Annotated in this window: 19 protein-coding genes; 10 read left to right on the top strand and 9 right to left on the bottom strand. The window is 43.3% G+C overall.

Translation table 11 applies throughout. The features are described 5' to 3' along the window. From porT to LN893_RS04165, 4 genes are all read right to left on the bottom strand, one after another. On the bottom strand, positions 1-765 hold the full coding sequence (porT, locus tag LN893_RS04180; RefSeq protein ID WP_500797092.1) for a type IX secretion/gliding motility protein PorT/SprT: 765 nt from the start codon (positions 763-765) through the stop codon (positions 1-3). Then, a complete protein-coding gene (gene ubiE, locus LN893_RS04175) occupies positions 714-1,436 on the bottom strand; it encodes a bifunctional demethylmenaquinone methyltransferase/2-methoxy-6-polyprenyl-1,4-benzoquinol methylase UbiE (RefSeq protein ID WP_229968545.1) in 723 nt (240 codons plus the stop codon). Before ubiE ends, porT begins: the two co-directional genes overlap by 52 nt. A gap of 155 nt (positions 1,437-1,591) precedes the next feature. Continuing rightward, positions 1,592-3,547: an OmpA family protein gene (locus LN893_RS04170; protein ID WP_229968544.1), complete on the bottom strand. Its 1,956-nt coding sequence runs from the start codon at positions 3,545-3,547 to the stop codon at positions 1,592-1,594. Between the two features lie 353 nt (positions 3,548-3,900). Then, the gene (locus LN893_RS04165) at positions 3,901-5,172 is read right to left on the bottom strand and encodes a tetratricopeptide repeat protein (protein ID WP_229968543.1); all 1,272 of its coding nucleotides are present in this window, start codon (positions 5,170-5,172) and stop codon (positions 3,901-3,903) included. Positions 5,173-5,336: 164 nt separating this feature from the next. Here LN893_RS04165 and yihA point away from each other — a divergent pair, with 164 nt between their 5' ends. The 3 genes from yihA to LN893_RS04150 all read left to right on the top strand — a co-directional run bounded on the left by yihA (position 5,337) and on the right by LN893_RS04150 (position 6,952). Then, positions 5,337-5,939, top strand: a complete 603-nt coding sequence (gene yihA / locus LN893_RS04160) for a ribosome biogenesis GTP-binding protein YihA/YsxC (protein ID WP_229968542.1) — start codon at positions 5,337-5,339, stop codon at positions 5,937-5,939. A 53-nt stretch (positions 5,940-5,992) separates the two neighbouring features. Then, positions 5,993-6,451: a DUF5606 family protein gene (locus LN893_RS04155; RefSeq protein ID WP_229968541.1), complete on the top strand. Its 459-nt coding sequence runs from the start codon at positions 5,993-5,995 to the stop codon at positions 6,449-6,451. 192 nt (positions 6,452-6,643) lie between these two features. Then, on the top strand, positions 6,644-6,952 hold the full coding sequence (locus LN893_RS04150) for a hypothetical protein (protein ID WP_229968540.1): 309 nt from the start codon (positions 6,644-6,646) through the stop codon (positions 6,950-6,952). Here the strand turns inward: LN893_RS04150 and fbp are convergent. Continuing rightward, complete coding sequence (gene fbp, locus LN893_RS04145) at positions 6,949-7,968, bottom strand: class 1 fructose-bisphosphatase (RefSeq protein ID WP_229968539.1); 1,020 nt, start codon at positions 7,966-7,968, stop codon at positions 6,949-6,951. The two genes, LN893_RS04150 and fbp, sit on opposite strands and share 4 nt — an antisense overlap. An 84-nt stretch (positions 7,969-8,052) precedes the next feature. Between fbp and LN893_RS04140 the strand changes: the two genes are divergently transcribed. The 4 genes from LN893_RS04140 (at position 8,053) to LN893_RS04125 (ending at position 11,122) form a co-directional block, all read left to right on the top strand. Then, positions 8,053-9,312, top strand: a complete 1,260-nt coding sequence (locus LN893_RS04140) for an aspartate kinase (protein WP_229968538.1) — start codon at positions 8,053-8,055, stop codon at positions 9,310-9,312. A gap of 143 nt (positions 9,313-9,455) precedes the next feature. Continuing rightward, a complete protein-coding gene (locus LN893_RS04135) occupies positions 9,456-9,689 on the top strand; it encodes a hypothetical protein (RefSeq protein WP_229968537.1) in 234 nt (77 codons plus the stop codon). A 292-nt stretch (positions 9,690-9,981) separates the two neighbouring features. Next, positions 9,982-10,449 (top strand): Fur family transcriptional regulator, encoded by a 468-nt coding sequence (locus LN893_RS04130; RefSeq protein WP_229968536.1) that lies wholly within the window; start codon positions 9,982-9,984, stop codon positions 10,447-10,449. 31 nt (positions 10,450-10,480) lie between these two features. Continuing rightward, positions 10,481-11,122, top strand: coding sequence for a peroxiredoxin (locus LN893_RS04125; protein WP_229968535.1), 642 nt, complete (start codon positions 10,481-10,483; stop codon positions 11,120-11,122). A gap of 123 nt (positions 11,123-11,245) precedes the next feature. Here the strand turns inward: LN893_RS04125 and LN893_RS04120 are convergent, their stop codons facing one another. From LN893_RS04120 to LN893_RS04110, 3 genes are read right to left on the bottom strand one after another with little or no spacing between them, the layout of a single operon-like run. Then, positions 11,246-11,719 (bottom strand): GNAT family N-acetyltransferase, encoded by a 474-nt coding sequence (locus LN893_RS04120; protein ID WP_229968534.1) that lies wholly within the window; start codon positions 11,717-11,719, stop codon positions 11,246-11,248. Between the two features lie 48 nt (positions 11,720-11,767). Next, positions 11,768-12,355: a hypothetical protein gene (locus LN893_RS04115; protein ID WP_229968533.1), complete on the bottom strand. Its 588-nt coding sequence runs from the start codon at positions 12,353-12,355 to the stop codon at positions 11,768-11,770. 19 nt (positions 12,356-12,374) lie between these two features. Next, positions 12,375-12,965 (bottom strand): TlpA family protein disulfide reductase, encoded by a 591-nt coding sequence (locus tag LN893_RS04110; protein WP_229968532.1) that lies wholly within the window; start codon positions 12,963-12,965, stop codon positions 12,375-12,377. A 236-nt stretch (positions 12,966-13,201) separates the two neighbouring features. Between LN893_RS04110 and LN893_RS04105 the strand changes: the two genes are divergently transcribed. Further along, positions 13,202-14,452: a 3-deoxy-D-manno-octulosonic acid transferase gene (locus LN893_RS04105; RefSeq protein ID WP_229968531.1), complete on the top strand. Its 1,251-nt coding sequence runs from the start codon at positions 13,202-13,204 to the stop codon at positions 14,450-14,452. Between the two features lie 59 nt (positions 14,453-14,511). Further along, on the top strand, positions 14,512-15,435 hold the full coding sequence (rsgA, locus tag LN893_RS04100; protein ID WP_229968530.1) for a ribosome small subunit-dependent GTPase A: 924 nt from the start codon (positions 14,512-14,514) through the stop codon (positions 15,433-15,435). A gap of 479 nt (positions 15,436-15,914) precedes the next feature. Here the strand turns inward: rsgA and LN893_RS04095 are convergent, their stop codons facing one another. Continuing rightward, positions 15,915-16,574, bottom strand: coding sequence for a fasciclin domain-containing protein (locus LN893_RS04095; RefSeq protein ID WP_229968529.1), 660 nt, complete (start codon positions 16,572-16,574; stop codon positions 15,915-15,917). A 165-nt stretch (positions 16,575-16,739) separates the two neighbouring features. Between LN893_RS04095 and LN893_RS04090 the strand changes: the two genes are divergently transcribed. Continuing rightward, positions 16,740-17,198, top strand: coding sequence for a peptidylprolyl isomerase (locus LN893_RS04090; protein WP_229968528.1), 459 nt, complete (start codon positions 16,740-16,742; stop codon positions 17,196-17,198). Positions 17,199-17,472 lie beyond the last annotated feature (274 nt).

The raw sequence follows: 17,472 nt of genomic DNA, 5'->3' as shown, positions 1-17,472 counted from the left end.
TTATTCGAAGAAGAGGATTAATGATACATTATGGTTTGTCATGCGCTGCAAACTGGTGCTGTAGATGTTATCGTCCAGGATATGCTGGTTCAGCAGGCCATGCGAAAAGCGCAACTCTGGGGCAAATTTAAAGAACGGATAAAAGATATCTACCCCCACTCCGTATTCCACAGCCAAGTCGAACTTCTCTGCTCGCAAGGTTTCGCCCTCTCTTTGGTTTTTTCTGCTGCTCAAGTCTATACCTGGTTTTAAACCGCCTACCATATACATACGGAAGTTGGTGCGCCGCTTGGCCTTATACTTTAGCAGGAGGGGTAGTTCTACCATGGTAGAGCTGATGGTCTGCGTTGCGTCTCCACGAGAGCCATCGTCTTGCAGGGCATTCTTATACTCTATAGAGCGGCCGTAAAAGCCTACACCTGGCACAAAACGGGCATCAAGGTACTGCGCAAGGCGCACATTAAGTACAAGCCCTGTATAAAAGCCAGGAGACGTTCTTGCATTCACAGACATATGTGGTAAATCAGGATCAGCTAACTGATCCGCATACTCTTGTGAATGCTCAATGTTATACCTTGTTAGTGGCAGTGCCAGATAGAATCCATAATGAACAGGCCTTTCATCGTAGTTAGGCTTATTCAACTGTGCTACACGTTTCTGTGCAAGCGCACTGCTTCCTGCCATAAACAGAAAGAGCAAAACAAAAAGGGAAGTTATTTTTTGCCTATGTAAATAGAGCTTATTCCAAAAGTGAGTGAATGCCATTTCGTCTCTTTGAATCCAACGTTTTTAAAAATTGTAAGAAAATCATTTCCGTCAGGAAATGCCTGCACCGACTCTGGAAGGTATGTGTAGGCGGCGCGGTCTTTAGAAACGAATCTACCTACCAATGGTAGTATATTCTTGAAATAAAATTGATACAGGTGTTTCATCGGGAAACTGCGCGGCTTAGAGAACTCCAATATCACGGCTGTTCCACCAGGCTTCAGCACACGATTCATTTCAGAAAGGCCTTTGCTCAGGTTCTCAAAGTTCCTAACACCAAAAGCAACTGTAATGGCATCAAAAGAGTTGTCCTCGAATGGCAGGTTTTCTGAATCTCCTAAAACGAGCTCAATTTTATCCGAAAGCCCCTTTTTCGCGATTTTATCCCGACCAACAGCCAGCATACCTTCCGAGATGTCTACGCCAGTTATTTTTTCAGGTTTTAAACGTAGTGTCTCTATGGCAAAATCTGCAGTACCCGTAGCTATATCCAGCACCTTCTTTGGCTTTTCTGGCGCCAGCAGGCTAACAGCTTTTTTTCTCCAGATAATGTCTATACCAGCGCTCAGGAAATGATTAAGGAAATCATAGTTCCCTGCAATGTTGTTAAACATCTGCGCTACCTGCGACTTCTTATCCCCGTTCTGGTCTTTATAAGGTACTACCGCCATGAGTCTTTTTAATGTAAATCGCTGGCAAAATTACGGTTCCTAAACCACAAACCACAGCTAATGTTTCGAATATATAAAAAAAAAGCGGGCTAGGTAAGATACCCAGCCCGCTTTCAGCTATAGCTTAAGAAGCAACCAGTACTGCTTCTTTTCTTTTACTGCTGATCAGAGTTCATGTTCTCCTGCTGTCTTGGAAGCACCTTGAATTCTGTTCTCCTGTTCAGTTGCATGTTCTCGGCAGAAGTGTTCGGCACTGCTGGTCTGCGCTCACCGTAGCTTACTGTTACCATGCGTCTAGGCGAAATGCCCTGCTTTACCAGGTAGTCATAAGCAGCATCTGCTCTGCTCTGGCCAAGCTGGATGTTATACTCATCCGTTGCACGAGAATCGGCGTGGCCTTCAATGCTGATGTTGATACCTGGGTTAGCCTTCATGATCTGCGCAATGCTATCCAACTCTGCAATAGTCTCTGGGCGCAGGTTGTGCTGGTCAGTATCAAAATAGATATTTCTCATTTGAGCAACACGGGCAACACTAGCTGAATCTACATAATCGATGTAAAAGTTTTGCGTGATCGTAGTGGTATCGTTAAGTACTGTAGGCACCTCAAGCTGCTGCGTAGCGATTACTTTGTTGTCTTTGGAGAACTGCACCTGGTAGGTACGCCCAGAAAGCACATTCACTTGATAATCTGCAGATCCTGGCTTTGTTACATCACGATAAGATACAGGACGCTTGTCTGCCTGCGTAGAGTTGAAGATCAATTCTACTCCTGGTATAGCAAGGCTATCTAATTGTGAGAACAACTGGCCAGCTACTCCAGCTTGCCTGATGTAGTTGATGGTATAGATATCCTTTTCTCCGTAGCCACCAATTCTGTAAGAAGAAAGGTAAGCATAGCTTCCATCTGGGCTTAAACGGTAATAAGTATCATCGTCTGGCGTGTTTATAGGAGAGCCCATGTTTACAGGTCGACTCCAACGTCTGGCAACAGAGTCGTATTTCGCCATAAAAATATCATAACCGCCCATGGTGTTGTGGCCTCTGGAGCTAAAGTACAAAGTACCGTCGCTGGCAAGGTAAGGGCTGTCATCGTCGTATCTTGTATTGATGGTAGAACCGATGCTTCTTGGAGTACCCCATTCCCCGTTTGCTTGGCGACGAGCTACATAAATATCTAGGTCGCCATACTCAGAGTAATGGCTGGTTGAGAAGAATATCGTTTGGTTATCTGGTGTAATGTAGGCATCAGATTCGAAATCACGTGTATTGATTCTGTCGCTGATACTTTTTGGCGCTGTCCAGTTACCTTCGGCATTACGTTCAGACACCATGATATCTCCGTTGTTTACAGAACGATACAGCAGCATTTTAGAGTCGTTATCAAAAAGCTGAATAGAAGCATCATGGCCGCCACTTTCTAATACTCCTGCAAGAGACTTAGGCTGTGTCCACTCTTCTTCTCCTGTTCTTGTAGCTTCATAAATATCTTCAAAGTACTCGCCATCACGCGCTTCTTTTTTACCAGAGCCAGCGCTTCTTGATGTAAAAAGCAGGTAATTATCTTGAGAAGAAATAACAGGGCTATGTTCTGAGTATGCTGTGTTAATACTACCTCCAAGGTTGTTAACAAAAACATCCTTCGGATTTGCCACCTCACGCTTCGCGTTACGGGCATGTTGTATCAGCATAGCTACTTCTTCACGGCGTTCCTCATTTCTTCTAGGAATCTCTTTCTGATAAGCCTGGAAATTTTTAATGGCACTATCGAAACGATAATTTATATGGTCTATGCGTCCCATCCAATACTGCATTTCACTATCAAGGTTTGGCTTTGCTTCGCGGGCACGATAGATGTAATCAGCGGCTTTCTCTTTATCGAAAGTCATGTAACTGATACCTGCAAAATATAATGCTTTCGCATTGGCAGGATCGTTTGCCAGCACCTGCTCGTAAAAAGGAATGGCAGCACGATAATTTTCTCTATCAAAGAATTTATTACCGCTACGCAATAGTTTTCTGGTGCTCTGAGCAGATGCTTCAGTAGCACAAAATCCTACTATTGCCAACAATAATAACAACTTTGAGAACTGTTTGGCTAAATGGTTCATATGTAAATTGTTAGTTGTACTCTTTAGTCATAGTAAAAATAAGCCATCAAAGTACGCAGGCTTTGCCTCTATACGAATATTATTATATTCAGTATATATGTTGAATAGCTCTTTTACTTGATTTTGGGCCTTAGGTTAATCTAAAGCACCAAGAGTTTCATTTCGTAGCAGGTGTACCTCTGCTCAACCGCCAACTAACAAGAACTGCATTACGAAAGAATTGGCAAATATATTAATATTATAATGTTAACATGTGATATTATTCAGGTATTTTTTATTTTTCAGAAAAAAGGTCCTATACTATTAGGCGTCTCAGCGTCAGTATATTTTGTATTAAAATGGTTTTACTTACGCTACTGTGCAACATAAACATCTTTTGCACCAAATCCTCCCGTTCTGTCTGAAGAAAAGTAGGCTGTGGATCGGTCATGGGCCAGCACAAAGTAAATATCATCGAAAGGAGAGTTGATAGGTAACCCTAAATTTTCAGCTTGTGTCCAAGTGGCTCCTTCTATGGTAGATTTAAAAATATCGTACCCGCCAATACTGTTGTGACCTGTCGAGCTGAAGTAAAGGGTGTTTGTCTTAGTATCCACGAAAGCAGCATCCTCATCGAATTCTGTATTTACGGAAGGGCCTAAATTTAGCGCCTCACTCCATGTACCGTCTGCTTGTTTGTAGCACATGTAAAGGTCCATGCCGCCATAACCGCCAACCCTATCGCTTGAAAAAAAGGCAAAGCGTCCATCATCCGTCACATGCACCGACAACTCTTTTGAACCAAGGTTGAAGGGATTACCTAATAGTTCTGGCTTTGCCCAACTACCCGCCCCCTCTATAAAGGCACGATAAAGCTTGCCGCCACCTTCTGCTGCATACAGAAAAAGCTCTCTCCCACTTGGTGAAGCAGACACCACGGCATGATTTTTCAAACTGCTTTTTTCAGTGTAAAACAGCGAAGACAACTGCCAGCCCCCTGGCTCCCACTTCGATACCCATACTTGCTCTTCACCTACTTTAGAATTCTTAGCTGACGGGCGCTTTGAAGTAAAAAGCAAAACTGAATCCTGGCCTAGCAGCACGGGCACATAATCTGAAAACGACGAATTTATAGCTTCACCTGCATTATGAATATCAGCGACAGCGGGCTCAGACATTAAGATCACACCAGCTCTGCACTCTTCCATGCGCTTACGCAGCAGGCTAATGTAAAACTGATTTAACTTAGGCACCCTCGCCAGTTCTTGCTGGTACAACGCACGCGCTTCGTTAAACTCATAATTTTGCTGATGTGCTTCTGCCAGATAAAAACCCAACTGCTCATCTAGCATCGGGTTCTGCAGGTACACTTGTTGTAAATATAGCTTGGCTTTTTCGGGCTGATGCAATTCCAGGTAGCAGTATCCTAAATTAAAGGTAGCGTTTAGGTTTGATGGGGTTTGATCCAGTACTTCTGATAAAAGAACTACTGCTATGGCAAAATCATCTTGCTCCATGGCTTTTTTAGCCTTCTTTAGTAAGCGGCTGTTTGCACCATCTATTGTAATGGCACTACAAAATAACATCAATAAGACAGCCGTTGCGCCCAATCTGGCGCCAAGCTTACTGCTAAAAAATATACTCATACAGCTAACATGCCGTTATACTTAATCACTCCTGCCCCGTAGTTTAGAAAATATGTGGTAACTTTGAGGAACCAAGGCTTACGTAAAGCTTTTTGGATCAAAAAAATTCAAGTCCGCATCTAAAATTAGTTTTAATCTGCATGCGGCACAACAGGTAACATGCTATGGTTATAAAAGAAGCTAAGTTTTTGATGAGCAACACGCTCGTGGAGAAGTGCCCTGCACCCGATAAACCTGAATATGCTTTTATCGGACGCTCAAATGTGGGCAAATCTTCGCTCATTAACATGCTTACGGAGCAAAAAAACCTGGCTAAAACTTCGTCTTCGCCAGGAAAAACACAGCTCATTAACCACTTCCTGATAAACGATGCGTGGTACCTGGTCGATTTGCCTGGCTATGGCTATGCCAAGGTAAGTAAGAAATCGAGAGAAGACTGGCGCAAAATGATCAGAGCTTATTTTCTGAAGCGCGAGAACTTGACCTGTGTCTTTATACTAATCGACTCTAGGCACGAACCCCTACAGCCCGATCTTGATTTTATTCAGATGTTAGGTGAGATGGGCATTCCTTTTGTACTGGTTTTCACTAAAACGGACAAGCAGTCGGCTGCCAAAACAGACTCAACTATAGCCATGTACCGACGTAAGTTAAAAGAGTCATGGGACGAATTGCCGCAGATATTCCAGACATCGGCTGTAGGCCGAACAGGAAGAGACGAGATACTTAACTTTATAGACAGTGTGAACGCTCAGGTTAAGCCTTAACACCTGTCGTCCGCCTTATTTTAAATAATATCAAACACAGCTTATACTTTATTATGCCTATTGATTTAAGACAAGTTGCTGCCATTTCTGGCATGAACGGACTTTACAAAGTAGTAAAGCCTACACGTACTGGAGTTATCGTAGAAAGCCTTTCTGACGATCCGCAGCGCATTGTGGCACAGGCGCGTCATCGTATGTCGCTTCTAGACGAAATCTCTATTTACACCACCGACGAAGAAGCAACTGTTCCGCTTGCCGAAGTGTTCGATATGATTCATCAGAAGTACGGCGACGACCTGCCCCTGAGTGAGAAGCCAAGCAACGATGAGTACAAAGAATTTATGAGAGATGTGCTGCCAGATTTTGACGAGGACCGTGTTTATGTGTCTGACATGAAAAAATTGGCTAACTGGTACACCATTGTAAACAAGCACGTTGGTTTTACCGAAGGAACATCAGAAGCTAGTGCCGACGACGCAGCAGAAGAAACGAAGGAAGACAACGCAGAATAAAAAGAAAGGCTCAGTCAAGGTTTTTGAAATACTTAGTTTTTGCGCCTTCAAAATCCTGAAGCATTTCAAAACTGTGTAAGCCTCGACTTGAGTTATCTATAAAGTACACAACCCGACAGTAGGCCAAAAGTTGGGTTACTGTCGGGTTGTGTACTTTATACCTTGTTATCCTGGCAATACAAAATTAAGATTATGCAGTATACACCAGCCCTACTATCGAGTGCATCTAACCATCTACAGAAGATATTTAATGTAGAAGTGCGCCACACTAAAAGCCTGGAAGAGTTGCTGTATCAATTATCTGATGTTGTACACCACCTCTTACAACATGATTTACCACGCCTGCTTCACATACTATACCGTGTAGACGTAGATGAGCGTAAAGTAAAGGAAGCGTTAACAGCTAACTCAGAGGAAGTTATTGCCGAACGTATCACCCGCCTCATCATAAAAAGAGAGCTACAGAAGGCACAAATCCGCTTTAGGTACAGCAATAACTAAACAGAGAAAGAATTTATGCCTACTTCCGCTTTTAAGTATTCTTCTACTTTCGCTACCATTTCAGAAGAACCAATAACGAGCGGGCACCGCTGGTGTAGCTCTGTGGGCTCCAAATCCATTATTCTCTTACTGCCATCTGAAGCCTTTCCGCCAGCCTGCTCTACTATAAAGGCCAGGGCATTACACTCATAAATCAGGCGGAGTTTACCATTTGGCGCCTTAGCTGTTGCAGGATAAATATAAACGCCACCTTTCAGCATGTTGCGGTGAAAATCTGCCACCAAAGAACCAATATACCGTGCAGCATAGTTGTTTTCCTTGCAGAGACTAATATAGTTTTTCACGCCATCATGAAAGCTGTTCAGGTTGCCTTCGTTACAGGAATAAATGCTACCGTTTTTAGGGATGGTAATATTTGGGTGCGACAAGAAAAACTCGCCTAATGATGGTTCATAGGTAAAGCCGTTTACGCCGTGGCCTGTGGTGTATACCAACATAGTAGATGAACCATAGATAAGGTAGCCAGCCGCTACCTGCCGTGTTCCTTTTTGCAGGCAATCTTCTAACGTACCCTCGGTGCCCATTTCAGAAACGCGCCTGTATACCGAGAAAATAGTACCTATAGCCACATTTACATCAATGTTAGAGGATCCGTCCAGCGGATCGATGGCTACGATGTACTTGCCATTCTTATTCCCTGTATGAATTACATCGTCTTCCTCTTCCGAAACAACAGTACATACCTCCCCCCCGTTGCGCAGCGCACGAATAAAACGGATATTGGCAATTACATCTAGCTTCTGCTGCTCTTCGCCCTGTACGTTCTGTTGGCCAAAGGCACCAGCAATGCCTATTAAACCTGCGCGGTTAATTTCCCGATTGACAATTTTACCTGCCAGTGCTATATCACGTAATAACTGCGAGAGCTCTCCTGTGGCATAAGGAAACTCTTCCTGCTTTCTCATTATAAATCTGTCGAGGGTGGTGCCTACTGGCAGCGCTAAATTATCATTCATGAGATTGAAAAGGATTGATCACCTGTACAATTAAATCATTTCTTAACACAAAACAAATCTTTTCAGAAGTTATATAACAAAAAAATGAAAGTATTTAAATTTGGTGGCGCTTCTGTTAAAGATGCTCAGGCGTTTCATAATCTTTATAAGATTGTGAAAGAACATAGTGCATCCGACCAACTGCTACTGGTAGTGTCGGCAATGGGCAAAACAACCAATGCGCTGGAACAAGTACTGGAGCTAGCTTACAGCAAAAGCGACTACAGAACAGATTTACAAAACAGTTACACCTATCACCAAGAAATAGTACAGGAGCTATTTCCGCAACAGAGCCATCCTGTATACGAGGAACTTGAGCAACTCTTCTCAAAGCTACAGCACCTGTTGCAGAGTTTCTTGACAGACGTTTCCTATGACTTGCTTTATGACCAGGTAGTCAGTTTTGGTGAGCTTTTCTCATCCACTATACTGCACCACTTTCTGCAAACACAAGGGCTACCAAACACTTGGGTAGATAGCCGCAAGTACATACAAACAGATACCACCTGGCGAGAAGCCAGGGTAGATTGGGTCTGGACCGAACGCATTATAAAGCGCGACTTACCTAGCCTACTTGCACAGCGGCCAATCGTAACACAAGGGTTTTTAGGAGGCACGAACAATGGCTTAACCACCACCCTCGGGCGAGAAGGCTCAGACTATAGCGCTGCTATTTTTGCACATTGTCTTGATGCAGAAAGCATGTATATATGGAAAGATGTGGATGGCTTACTCAACGCAGACCCGAAACACTTTAGCGATACTATTCGCTACGACCAAATTTCTTACCAGGAAACGGTGGAGATGGCTTATTACGGTGCCTCTGTTATTCACCCAAAGACGATAAAGCCGCTGGCAAATAAACTGATTCCGCTTTACGTAAAATCCTTTATAAACCCTGCAGGCGCTGGTACCAAAATTTGCGACTGCACAAACGATAAAATTGCGCCAGCATACATTATAAAAGAAAACCAATGCCTTATTTCATTTGGAGCCAAAGACTTTGCTTTTGTGTCGGAGAGAAACATGGGCACTATATTTAACGCCTTGTCCGAACTTCGTATAAAAATAAACCTGATGCAAAATTCTGCCATCTCATTCTCCATCTGTATAGACCTGCACCAAGAGCACCTCCAAAAGCTTATACAAACACTACAAGACCTGTTTGTGATTCATTATAACACAGGACTTCGCTTGTACACCATCAAAAACTATGAAACTTTAAGTACCCAAAAGGCTATGGAAGGCAAAGAAGTATTATTAGAGCAGCGCACGCGCAGTACGCTACATTTTGTCTGCAAATAAACTTTAAAACGCTACAACAGGAGAAAACAAATTGTTTAATTATAGAAATACTTGATATATTAAAAGTATTAAATATCTTTGCAGCGTATAAAGGCATTACGCAAAACCATTCTTCCATCTAAAAAGTAGTGCAAATTATGGCCATGCAAACTGCAGAAAAAGTAGACTCAAAATTCCTTCTAAAGCTATCCACTCTGTTTGTAATGCTGTTTATTGGTGTATTACTTCGCACACCTGAACCTGTACTGCATGCCAGTAGCCAGCCTTATACCAAAGCACAGAATTTTCAACCTGACTTGAAAGATAGTATTCAACTTCAGCAGCTGTACTTTCAGATGGTAAAAGAAGACACCTACAGCGAGGCCTCTTCTATGTAACCAAAAGAGAACTTCCTAACTGAAAAACAACACCGTTATTACTCATTTCAGCAAAGCATTTTCACAGGCAAAGTAGGTCTCCCGTTAGACACTGTAACTTTTTCTACATCAAATTTCTTTTACTGTCTCTCCAATTCAGAAAAGCTTAAGCAGTAGCATAATACTTGGTGTCTTTGTACCCGAATTTAGATCAACTTTTTTGTATTACCTTAAAGCCCTTGCACTGTCTGTACTTAAGCCTTACCTTTGCAGCATAAATTCTCAGTGAAGAAAAATTCTTATTTAGGATTAGTTGGAACAGCAAAGTTTAAATAGAGCAGGATTAAAGCAGTGCATCATTGATGGAGGCCTGAAGGCTACCCATCAGCGCATTGTTATATTCGAAGCATTAGAGGCTTTGCATGGTCACCATCCTACGGCAGAAGATGTCTTTCAGCTTTTAAAGCCAGCCAACCCAAGTATCTCTTTAGGCACCGTATATAAAACGCTTGATAGCTTTGTAGAGGCTGCACTTATAAGACGCGTACTTTCTGAGGAGGGCGGCAAACGTTACGACGCAAACACAGTGTCGCACAGCCACATTTACTGCAGCAACACCAAAGAAATCATTGATTACGAAGATGCTGAACTAGAGCAGCTCCTGCAGGATTTCTTTAGTAAGCGTAACGTGGAGAACTTCGAGATTAAGAGCTTTGCAGTGCAGTTGACGGGCAATAAGGTTGAACCAGACAAACAAATAAGTATTAAACCAGTAAATTAAAATAGATTTTCTAACTTAATAACTATTGAAAATGGCAGTATTAGTAGGTAAAAAAGCGCCTTCATTTAAGGCTACAGCTGTTGTAAACGGCGAAGAATTTGAAGAAAACTTTTCATTAGAGCAATACCTTGGCAAGCAGCACGTAGTGTTGTTCTTCTGGCCAATGGACTTCACGTTTGTGTGCCCAACTGAGATCTTAGCGTTCCAGGACAGATTAGCTGATTTTGAGCGTAAGAATGTAGCTGTAGTGGGTGTTTCAACAGATACACACGTTACGCACTTTGCATGGTTAAACACACCACAAGACCAAGGTGGTATTCAGGGTGTAACTTACCCACTTGTAGCTGACGCTGCTAAAACTATCGCTCAGAACTACGATGTGTTGGCTGGCCACTATGAGTACACTGAAGAAGGTGAAGTAACTTTCGTTGGCGAGCCAGTTGCTTACCGCGGCTTGTTCCTAATCGACAAAGAAGGTGTAGTACGTCACCAGGTTATCAACGACCTTCCACTTGGCCGTAGCATCGACGAAGCATTACGTATGGTAGATGCCCTGCAGTACTTCGAAGAAAAAGGTGAAGTTTGCCCTGCAAACTGGGAAGAAGGTAAAGAAGCTATGCAAGCTACTAAAGAAGGCGTATCTAACTACCTTGCAAACAGAGGCAGCCACTAAGCAGCACCTGTTTATAGCATAACAGAAAAGCCCCTGCTTTGGCAGGGGCTTTTCTGTTATTAATCGTTATTAGTTTCCTAATGCTGAAGCCGTTTTGGTTAATCTTGAACCAGCTCGAATACATTATACAGCACTGCTTGTACTTACTGGCAGTAGCTTCTGCATACACACACTGTTCTCCACCCCTTCGTACTGCCCATAGTTCGGTATCGTTTGGTAGTCACACTTCGTGTAAAGCGCAATGGCTTCAGGCTGTGCTTTTCCTGTCTCCAAAATCAAGTGTGCATAACCTAACTCCGCAGCCCACAACTCCAGTTCCTTCAAAACGGCTGTAGCAACTCCCTGTCCACGATACGCTGGCTGAACATACATTCTTTTCACTTCACCTGTCTCATCGCTATACTTCTTCACAGCCCCGCAGCCCACAGGCACACCATCCTGGTAAGCTACAATGGCAGTATTGATGGCGTCAATTTTATTAAACTGCGCATAAAACGCATGGTCTTCGCCGTCCCTCTCGCTGAGGTCAGCATCCAGCAAACGCACAAGGCTAATAAAGTCCTCGTTTTTAGAATCTGTTCTGGTTAGTTGCAGCATCGCTATGGTTGATGATATTTTATACTAATAAGTGGATAAGCAGCTTGTTTAATACCCATCCCACCAGGCAGGTAGTTTCATGTTGCTATAATAGTCTTCAAATCTAAGTATACGCAACGTGTAATGATAATCTCCGTGCTCTCCATCCACAAAAAACTCTACTTTTAGTTTTTGCCCGTCAATAAGCCACATTGCTTTATTGATGGCTCCAACCATAGGCTTTTTATCTTTTTGATAAGCATTCTTTTTAGTTGAAGTTGCCTTTGCTGGCTGGCCATATTTTGCCGTGAAAATTTCAATTAAATCCTCTGTTTGTTTGGCAAGTTCATCATAGGCCTCAGCAGTGATGGGTAAATCCAGGGATGTGAAGCTAATTTGGTTTAGGCTATCATTCCTTACCACGAAAGCCCATCTACCATAAAGCCCGCCTCTATTTCCGTAAGTTGAGACACTATAAAATGAAGGGCCAAAATGGTGATAGTTAAAGTCTTTATCAGTACCGATGAACTTTGATGTAAGATCGCATAAGGCAAGCCTTTCCGTATACAGCTTATTGTCAAACACAGCTGTAGCTTGTCCGCTTGCTAATTTTACAAGGTTGGTTAAAAGAAACAGCAGGACGACAACTCTTCTCATTCTTTATATCTGATAAGCTTTAGTTTTTGGCTAAACACGCATCAATTAGAGGAGTGTACAGGTTAAAAACCTTCCCCCGTTCAGGAAAGGCTCCAAACCACATCTTCTTTATCTTTCCCTGCTTATCAATAATAACAGAATACGGCACCACACTTTGTAGCTTAAATACTTCAGATTTTATATTGTCTGTGTTTGCTGCTGGAGTATAATCGAAGGGAAACCGTTTGAAGAATTTCTTCAAAGTTGCTGCGTTCTCTGGTGCCAATGAAAGGAAAACAACATCTTTCTCGCTGTATGCTTTTACCAGTTCATTCAATGCAGGCATTTCCTCTATGCAGGGTTTGCACGTAGTAGACCAAAAGTTTAAAACCACTACCTTACCTCTCAGCTTAGACAACTCCAGTTCCTCTCCGCTTAGGGTCGTAACTTTAAAATCAGGAGCATCCGCACCTTCCATACAAGCATTAAATTCAGCAGCCTGGTTTGGGGTTGCAATTGCAGCATCTTTGAACGATTCAGAACATTTGGCATGCTGCGCTAGATAAGACTGCCCTTGTGCCTGTATCGCCGCCAGCAAGCAGCAGATAAAAAAGGTGTATGCTGTTTTCATATGTTGTTTAATGAGTTTAACTTCAATAGATTATTTCAAATTCTGATGACTGAATATTCTTTACAGATATCTTACCCAATATACCAAATATCCACAGCTTCGCAAGCGCCACAACCAGCTTATCCTCAAGTATAAAAAAGGCTCAAGCAGCAAAAGCCACATTGCTTTTCAACTAAAGCTCCGTTGGCAAATTTCAATGCCGTATATTTGTACCACAAACTAAAGCGCTACTCTTTTTGCCAAAACTTCTGTACGATATCGGCTTGAAAGCTTACGAAGCAGCCTTGGCGCTGGCAGCACCTTTTAACCAGAAGGCAAAGCAAATGCGTGCGGGGCGGGAGCAGCAGTTTGATCGGCTACAAAAGGCTTTTCATACTAATCAAGCGCCAGTAGCGTGGTTCCATTGTGCCTCGTTGGGTGAGTTTGAACAGGGCAGACCTGTAATTGAGGCTTTTCGAGAAGCCTTTCCGAACTACAAAATACTAGTCACCTTCTTCTCCCCTTCTGGCTACGAGGTGCGCAAAAACTACAACGGGGCAGAGTATATCTTTTACCTCCCGCTCGATAGTGCTGCAAATGCCCAGCAATTTCTGGACATAGTACAGCCTAAGGTGGCGTTTTTTGTGAAGTACGAATTCTGGCACTACTATCTGCAGGCGCTGCAGCAACGTCAGATTTCTACGCTTTCTATATCGGCTATTTTCCGCCCCCACCAGGTTTATTTTAAACCTTACGGCGGCTTTAACAGAAATATACTGCGTCGGTTCACCCACATTTACACCCAAAACAACAGCTCTGCTCTGCTGTTACAAAGTATAGGCATCAGCAACACAACTGTGGCGGGTGATACCCGTTTCGATAGAGTACTACAGACAGCTGCCAGCGTAAAGCGCATACCTTTAGTAGAGGCTTTTGTGCAACAGCAGCAGGTATTTATGGTGGGTAGCAGCTGGCCCGCCGATATAGAAGTGCTGATGCCACTCATTCAGAAGTACAAGTCGCAACTGAAGTTTATTATTGCTCCGCACGAGATACAAGAAAGCAGCATCCAAAGCCTGGTGCAAGAACTAGGCAACAGTACTATTCGTTTTTCGAAGGCTACTTTAGAAGATGCGGCAACTTATAATGTGCTTGTGATTGATAACATCGGCATGCTGTCGTCGCTGTATAGCTACGGCACTTTTGCTTATGTAGGCGGAGCATTTGGCAAAGGCTTGCACAATACATTAGAAGCAGCCGTATTTGGCTTGCCACTATTTTTTGGCCCAAGTTATGAGAAGTTTCAGGAGGCGAAAGATCTTGTAGAGAATGGTTGTGCCTTCCCTGTAGACGGCGCAGCAGCAATGCTGACAGCATTCGAACGCGTATTGCAAAACCCTGAACTGCACCGCAACATAACCAACACAGAAAAACATTACGTACAAAAGCAGGCAGGTGCCACCGCTAAAATTATAGCCGATTTAAAGCGCCTGCTACCAAACAGTTAAACTATAATCTTATTTGTGGTTTTGGGTAAATCACCCAAACTACACTTTATACCGCTTGCATGAAAGGAGTAGTTGTAAAATCGACGGGATCTTGGTACCTCGTTCGTGACGAGGCAGGAACACTGCACCGTGCGCGCTTACGCGGTAAGTTCAAGCTAGAGGGCAAGAAAGTAAGCAACCCCTTGGCTGTTGGCGACCGAGTAGAATTTGATGTAGAAGATACTGGAGAAGACACTGCCGTTATACACAAAATTGAGAAGCGCGAAAATTATATTATCCGCCAATCGACACATAAAACAGCTTATTCTCATATTATTGCCGCCAACCTAGACCAGGCACTGCTAGTAGTTACACTAGTGTCTCCACGAACTTCATTTGGCTTTATCGACCGTTTTTTAGTAACGGCTGAGGCATACGACATTCCAACGACGCTCATCTACAATAAAACCGACTTGTACGATGATGAAATGCGTGACTACCAACGCCAGATCAGCTACATGTATGAGCAAATCGGCTACAGCAGCTTAACGGTTTCTGCCGTTAGCGGTGAAGGTATGGAAGAAGTAAAACAATTGCTGAAAGGCAAAACCACCCTGTTCTCGGGGCATTCAGGTGTTGGTAAATCTACTTTGATTAATTTAATAGTACCAGACCTCGCGCTTAAAACCTCCGAAATATCTGCTTTCTCCGATAAAGGTGTGCATACCACTACGTTTGCAGAAATGTTCTCTGTAGACGAAGACACCTACATTATTGATACGCCGGGTATAAAAGAACTGGGCATTGTGGATATCCCGAAAACAGAGCTGAGCCATTATTTTCCAGAGATGCGCGAACGGCTTAACCAGTGCCGCTTTAATAACTGCACCCACTTTAACGAGCCTGGCTGCGCTGTAGTAGAGGCAGTTCGCCACAACGATATTTCTCTTACGCGCTATGAAAGCTACCTCAGCATGATGCATGGGGATGACAACAGGAAGTGATACTTAATTAGGTCCTACAAAGTAACCCCTTCACTCCAGAACATCACAGCACATCAGTAATAACAGGAACAAGCTCATATACTTCGAGAAAATAAGGTTGCCTTGCTAGGTGCACGTTCGGACGCTACACTGTTTGAGCGTTCAGGGAGTGTGGGTAGGGGGCCCTCGATTTGGAGCGTCTTGATCTTTTTGAGTCCCTACTTTTTCAAGGAGGGGTGCCGCAGGCGGGGTGGTTACTTGTATCAAGACAAAAAGAACAGAGACTTAAACTATAAAACATGCTTACTCGCCAGTTGCCATAAGGGGAGCTATGTAAACTCAAACTTTCTAGCTGGCTCTTCACCTCCCTTCAACCAAGATCACTGTAAGATGACAGTCAATGAGGATACCAACCAAAGTGGAAGCTGGTTAATACAAAATAAAAGAGGCACCAAACTTATTGGTGCCTCTTTTATTTTTCAACTATAAATATTTCGTAATTAACGCACCGTTGTAGTTGTGTTTCCTGCCTGTAGCACGCGGTCTATTACATGAATAACACCGTTGCCACTAACGCCGTCTAGCATTTCTACCGTCGCACCATTTATCAATACCCGATCGCCTTGTTTTGTAACTCGCAGTTGCTGGCCACCTACGGTCTTCAACATAGCACCATCCTGCAAATCAGCAGCCGTAATCTGCCCCGATACAATATGGTTATTAAGCACCTGCGTTAGCTGCTGCCTGTTATCCTCCTGCACCAAATCCTTCAAAGAATTACCCTCCATCGCTTCGAAAGCATCATTGGTAGGGGCAAACACTGTGTAAGGACCAGTGCCGTTCAGAGAGTTAACTAACCCTGCCTGCTTTAGCACAGAAGTAAAAGTGGTAAGCCTGGGAGTAGACGCAATGTTCTCCATCAGCTTTCGTGACGGCACAATAACGTTATCGCCAATACCATTCTCTGGAATATCATCGGCATAAATACTTCCTGGATCATAAGCCGAACCTGGGTTCACCTGATTATCAGTCCGCAGATTTGACGAGCCTGTTTCTCGCTGTGCTTCGTTGTCAGCATTTTCTTCGTTGGTACCGCAGCTGTAAAGCAAGCCACTCAGCGAAAAGCATACACCAAACACTAAAACTTTAGTTATTTTCATAGTTAGGATGATTGAGAGTTTGTACATCAAAAAAACCGACAAGTGCCGCTAAAATTGGTAGTTGTGTATCCACCACCGTATTCATAACATGCCCTTGTAGGGTTCTTAAACTATAAAATGTGTACTTTTGTTATAGATTATACCATACAACAAAATATACAGTTCATGAGAACAGCAGAAATCCATACAGACAAAGGAGTAATGAAGGTCGAATTCTTCGAAAATGATGCTCCCAAAACAGTACAAAACTTTGTAGACCTTTCTAAAAAAGGCTTTTACGATGGCCTTACGTTTCACCGTGTAATTCCTGACTTTGTGATACAAGGCGGTTGCCCTAACTCACGCGAAGGCGCTAAAGGCGTGCCAGGCACAGGCGGACCAGGTTACAAGATAGATTGCGAACTTACAGGCGAGAACCAGTACCACGACCGTGGTGTGCTTTCTATGGCGCATGCTGGCAGAAACACAGGCGGATCACAGTTTTTTATTGTACACAGCCGTAAAAACACAGCTCACCTAGACCGTAACCACACTGTTTTTGGTAAAGTGGTTGAAGGTTTAGATGTAATAGACCAAATCAAAGCGAACGACAGGATTCAGAAAATTGTAGTGAACGAAGCGTAAGCTACCTAAAGTATAAAACATAAAAGAGCCGCCTAAACAGCGGCTCTTTTTATGTACAACCATACAGATTGCCTGCATTTTTCATAGAAGTACCTTTATATTTCCAACACTCCAACTGCATCCTCGGTTTTTATGCGTATTTTTACCTAGAGCTGTTCGGTTCCAAAATGGGCATCCTGCTTCGCCAGCCCAGGCTTTTTTGTTGTACCAGGCTCCACAGAAACCGTACTATCGTTAAATAAAACGGGCCAGCAACCATGCTAGTGCCCATTTG

Origin of the sequence: Pontibacter harenae (assembly GCF_020907245.1) — a bacterium.
Classification (GTDB): Bacteria; Bacteroidota; Bacteroidia; order Cytophagales; family Hymenobacteraceae; genus Pontibacter; species Pontibacter harenae.
The sequence above is the reverse complement of the archived record's forward strand: the minus strand, read 5'-3'. Positions and strand labels throughout refer to the sequence as shown.

Excerpts from the sequence above, each read along its gene's own strand:
- LN893_RS04110 (WP_229968532.1), bottom strand. The coding sequence starts at position 12,965 with ATGAAAACAGCATACACCTTTTTTATCTGCTGCTTGCTGGCGGCGATA.
- LN893_RS04120 (WP_229968534.1), bottom strand. The coding sequence starts at position 11,719 with ATGCTGCAACTAACCAGAACAGATTCTAAAAACGAGGACTTTATTAGC.
- LN893_RS04135 (WP_229968537.1), top strand. The coding sequence starts at position 9,456 with ATGCAAACTGCAGAAAAAGTAGACTCAAAATTCCTTCTAAAGCTATCC.
- ubiE (WP_229968545.1), bottom strand. The coding sequence starts at position 1,436 with ATGGCGGTAGTACCTTATAAAGACCAGAACGGGGATAAGAAGTCGCAG.
- LN893_RS04140 (WP_229968538.1), top strand. The coding sequence starts at position 8,053 with ATGAAAGTATTTAAATTTGGTGGCGCTTCTGTTAAAGATGCTCAGGCG.
- LN893_RS04150 (WP_229968540.1), top strand. The coding sequence starts at position 6,644 with ATGCAGTATACACCAGCCCTACTATCGAGTGCATCTAACCATCTACAG.
- LN893_RS04095 (WP_229968529.1), bottom strand. The coding sequence starts at position 16,574 with ATGAAAATAACTAAAGTTTTAGTGTTTGGTGTATGCTTTTCGCTGAGT.
- LN893_RS04165 (WP_229968543.1), bottom strand. The coding sequence starts at position 5,172 with ATGAGTATATTTTTTAGCAGTAAGCTTGGCGCCAGATTGGGCGCAACG.
- LN893_RS04170 (WP_229968544.1), bottom strand. The coding sequence starts at position 3,547 with ATGAACCATTTAGCCAAACAGTTCTCAAAGTTGTTATTATTGTTGGCA.
- porT (WP_500797092.1), bottom strand. The coding sequence starts at position 765 with ATGGCATTCACTCACTTTTGGAATAAGCTCTATTTACATAGGCAAAAA.
- rsgA (WP_229968530.1), top strand. The coding sequence starts at position 14,512 with ATGAAAGGAGTAGTTGTAAAATCGACGGGATCTTGGTACCTCGTTCGT.
- LN893_RS04125 (WP_229968535.1), top strand. The coding sequence starts at position 10,481 with ATGGCAGTATTAGTAGGTAAAAAAGCGCCTTCATTTAAGGCTACAGCT.
- LN893_RS04090 (WP_229968528.1), top strand. The coding sequence starts at position 16,740 with ATGAGAACAGCAGAAATCCATACAGACAAAGGAGTAATGAAGGTCGAA.
- fbp (WP_229968539.1), bottom strand. The coding sequence starts at position 7,968 with ATGAATGATAATTTAGCGCTGCCAGTAGGCACCACCCTCGACAGATTT.
- yihA (WP_229968542.1), top strand. The coding sequence starts at position 5,337 with ATGGTTATAAAAGAAGCTAAGTTTTTGATGAGCAACACGCTCGTGGAG.
- LN893_RS04115 (WP_229968533.1), bottom strand. The coding sequence starts at position 12,355 with ATGAGAAGAGTTGTCGTCCTGCTGTTTCTTTTAACCAACCTTGTAAAA.
- LN893_RS04155 (WP_229968541.1), top strand. The coding sequence starts at position 5,993 with ATGCCTATTGATTTAAGACAAGTTGCTGCCATTTCTGGCATGAACGGA.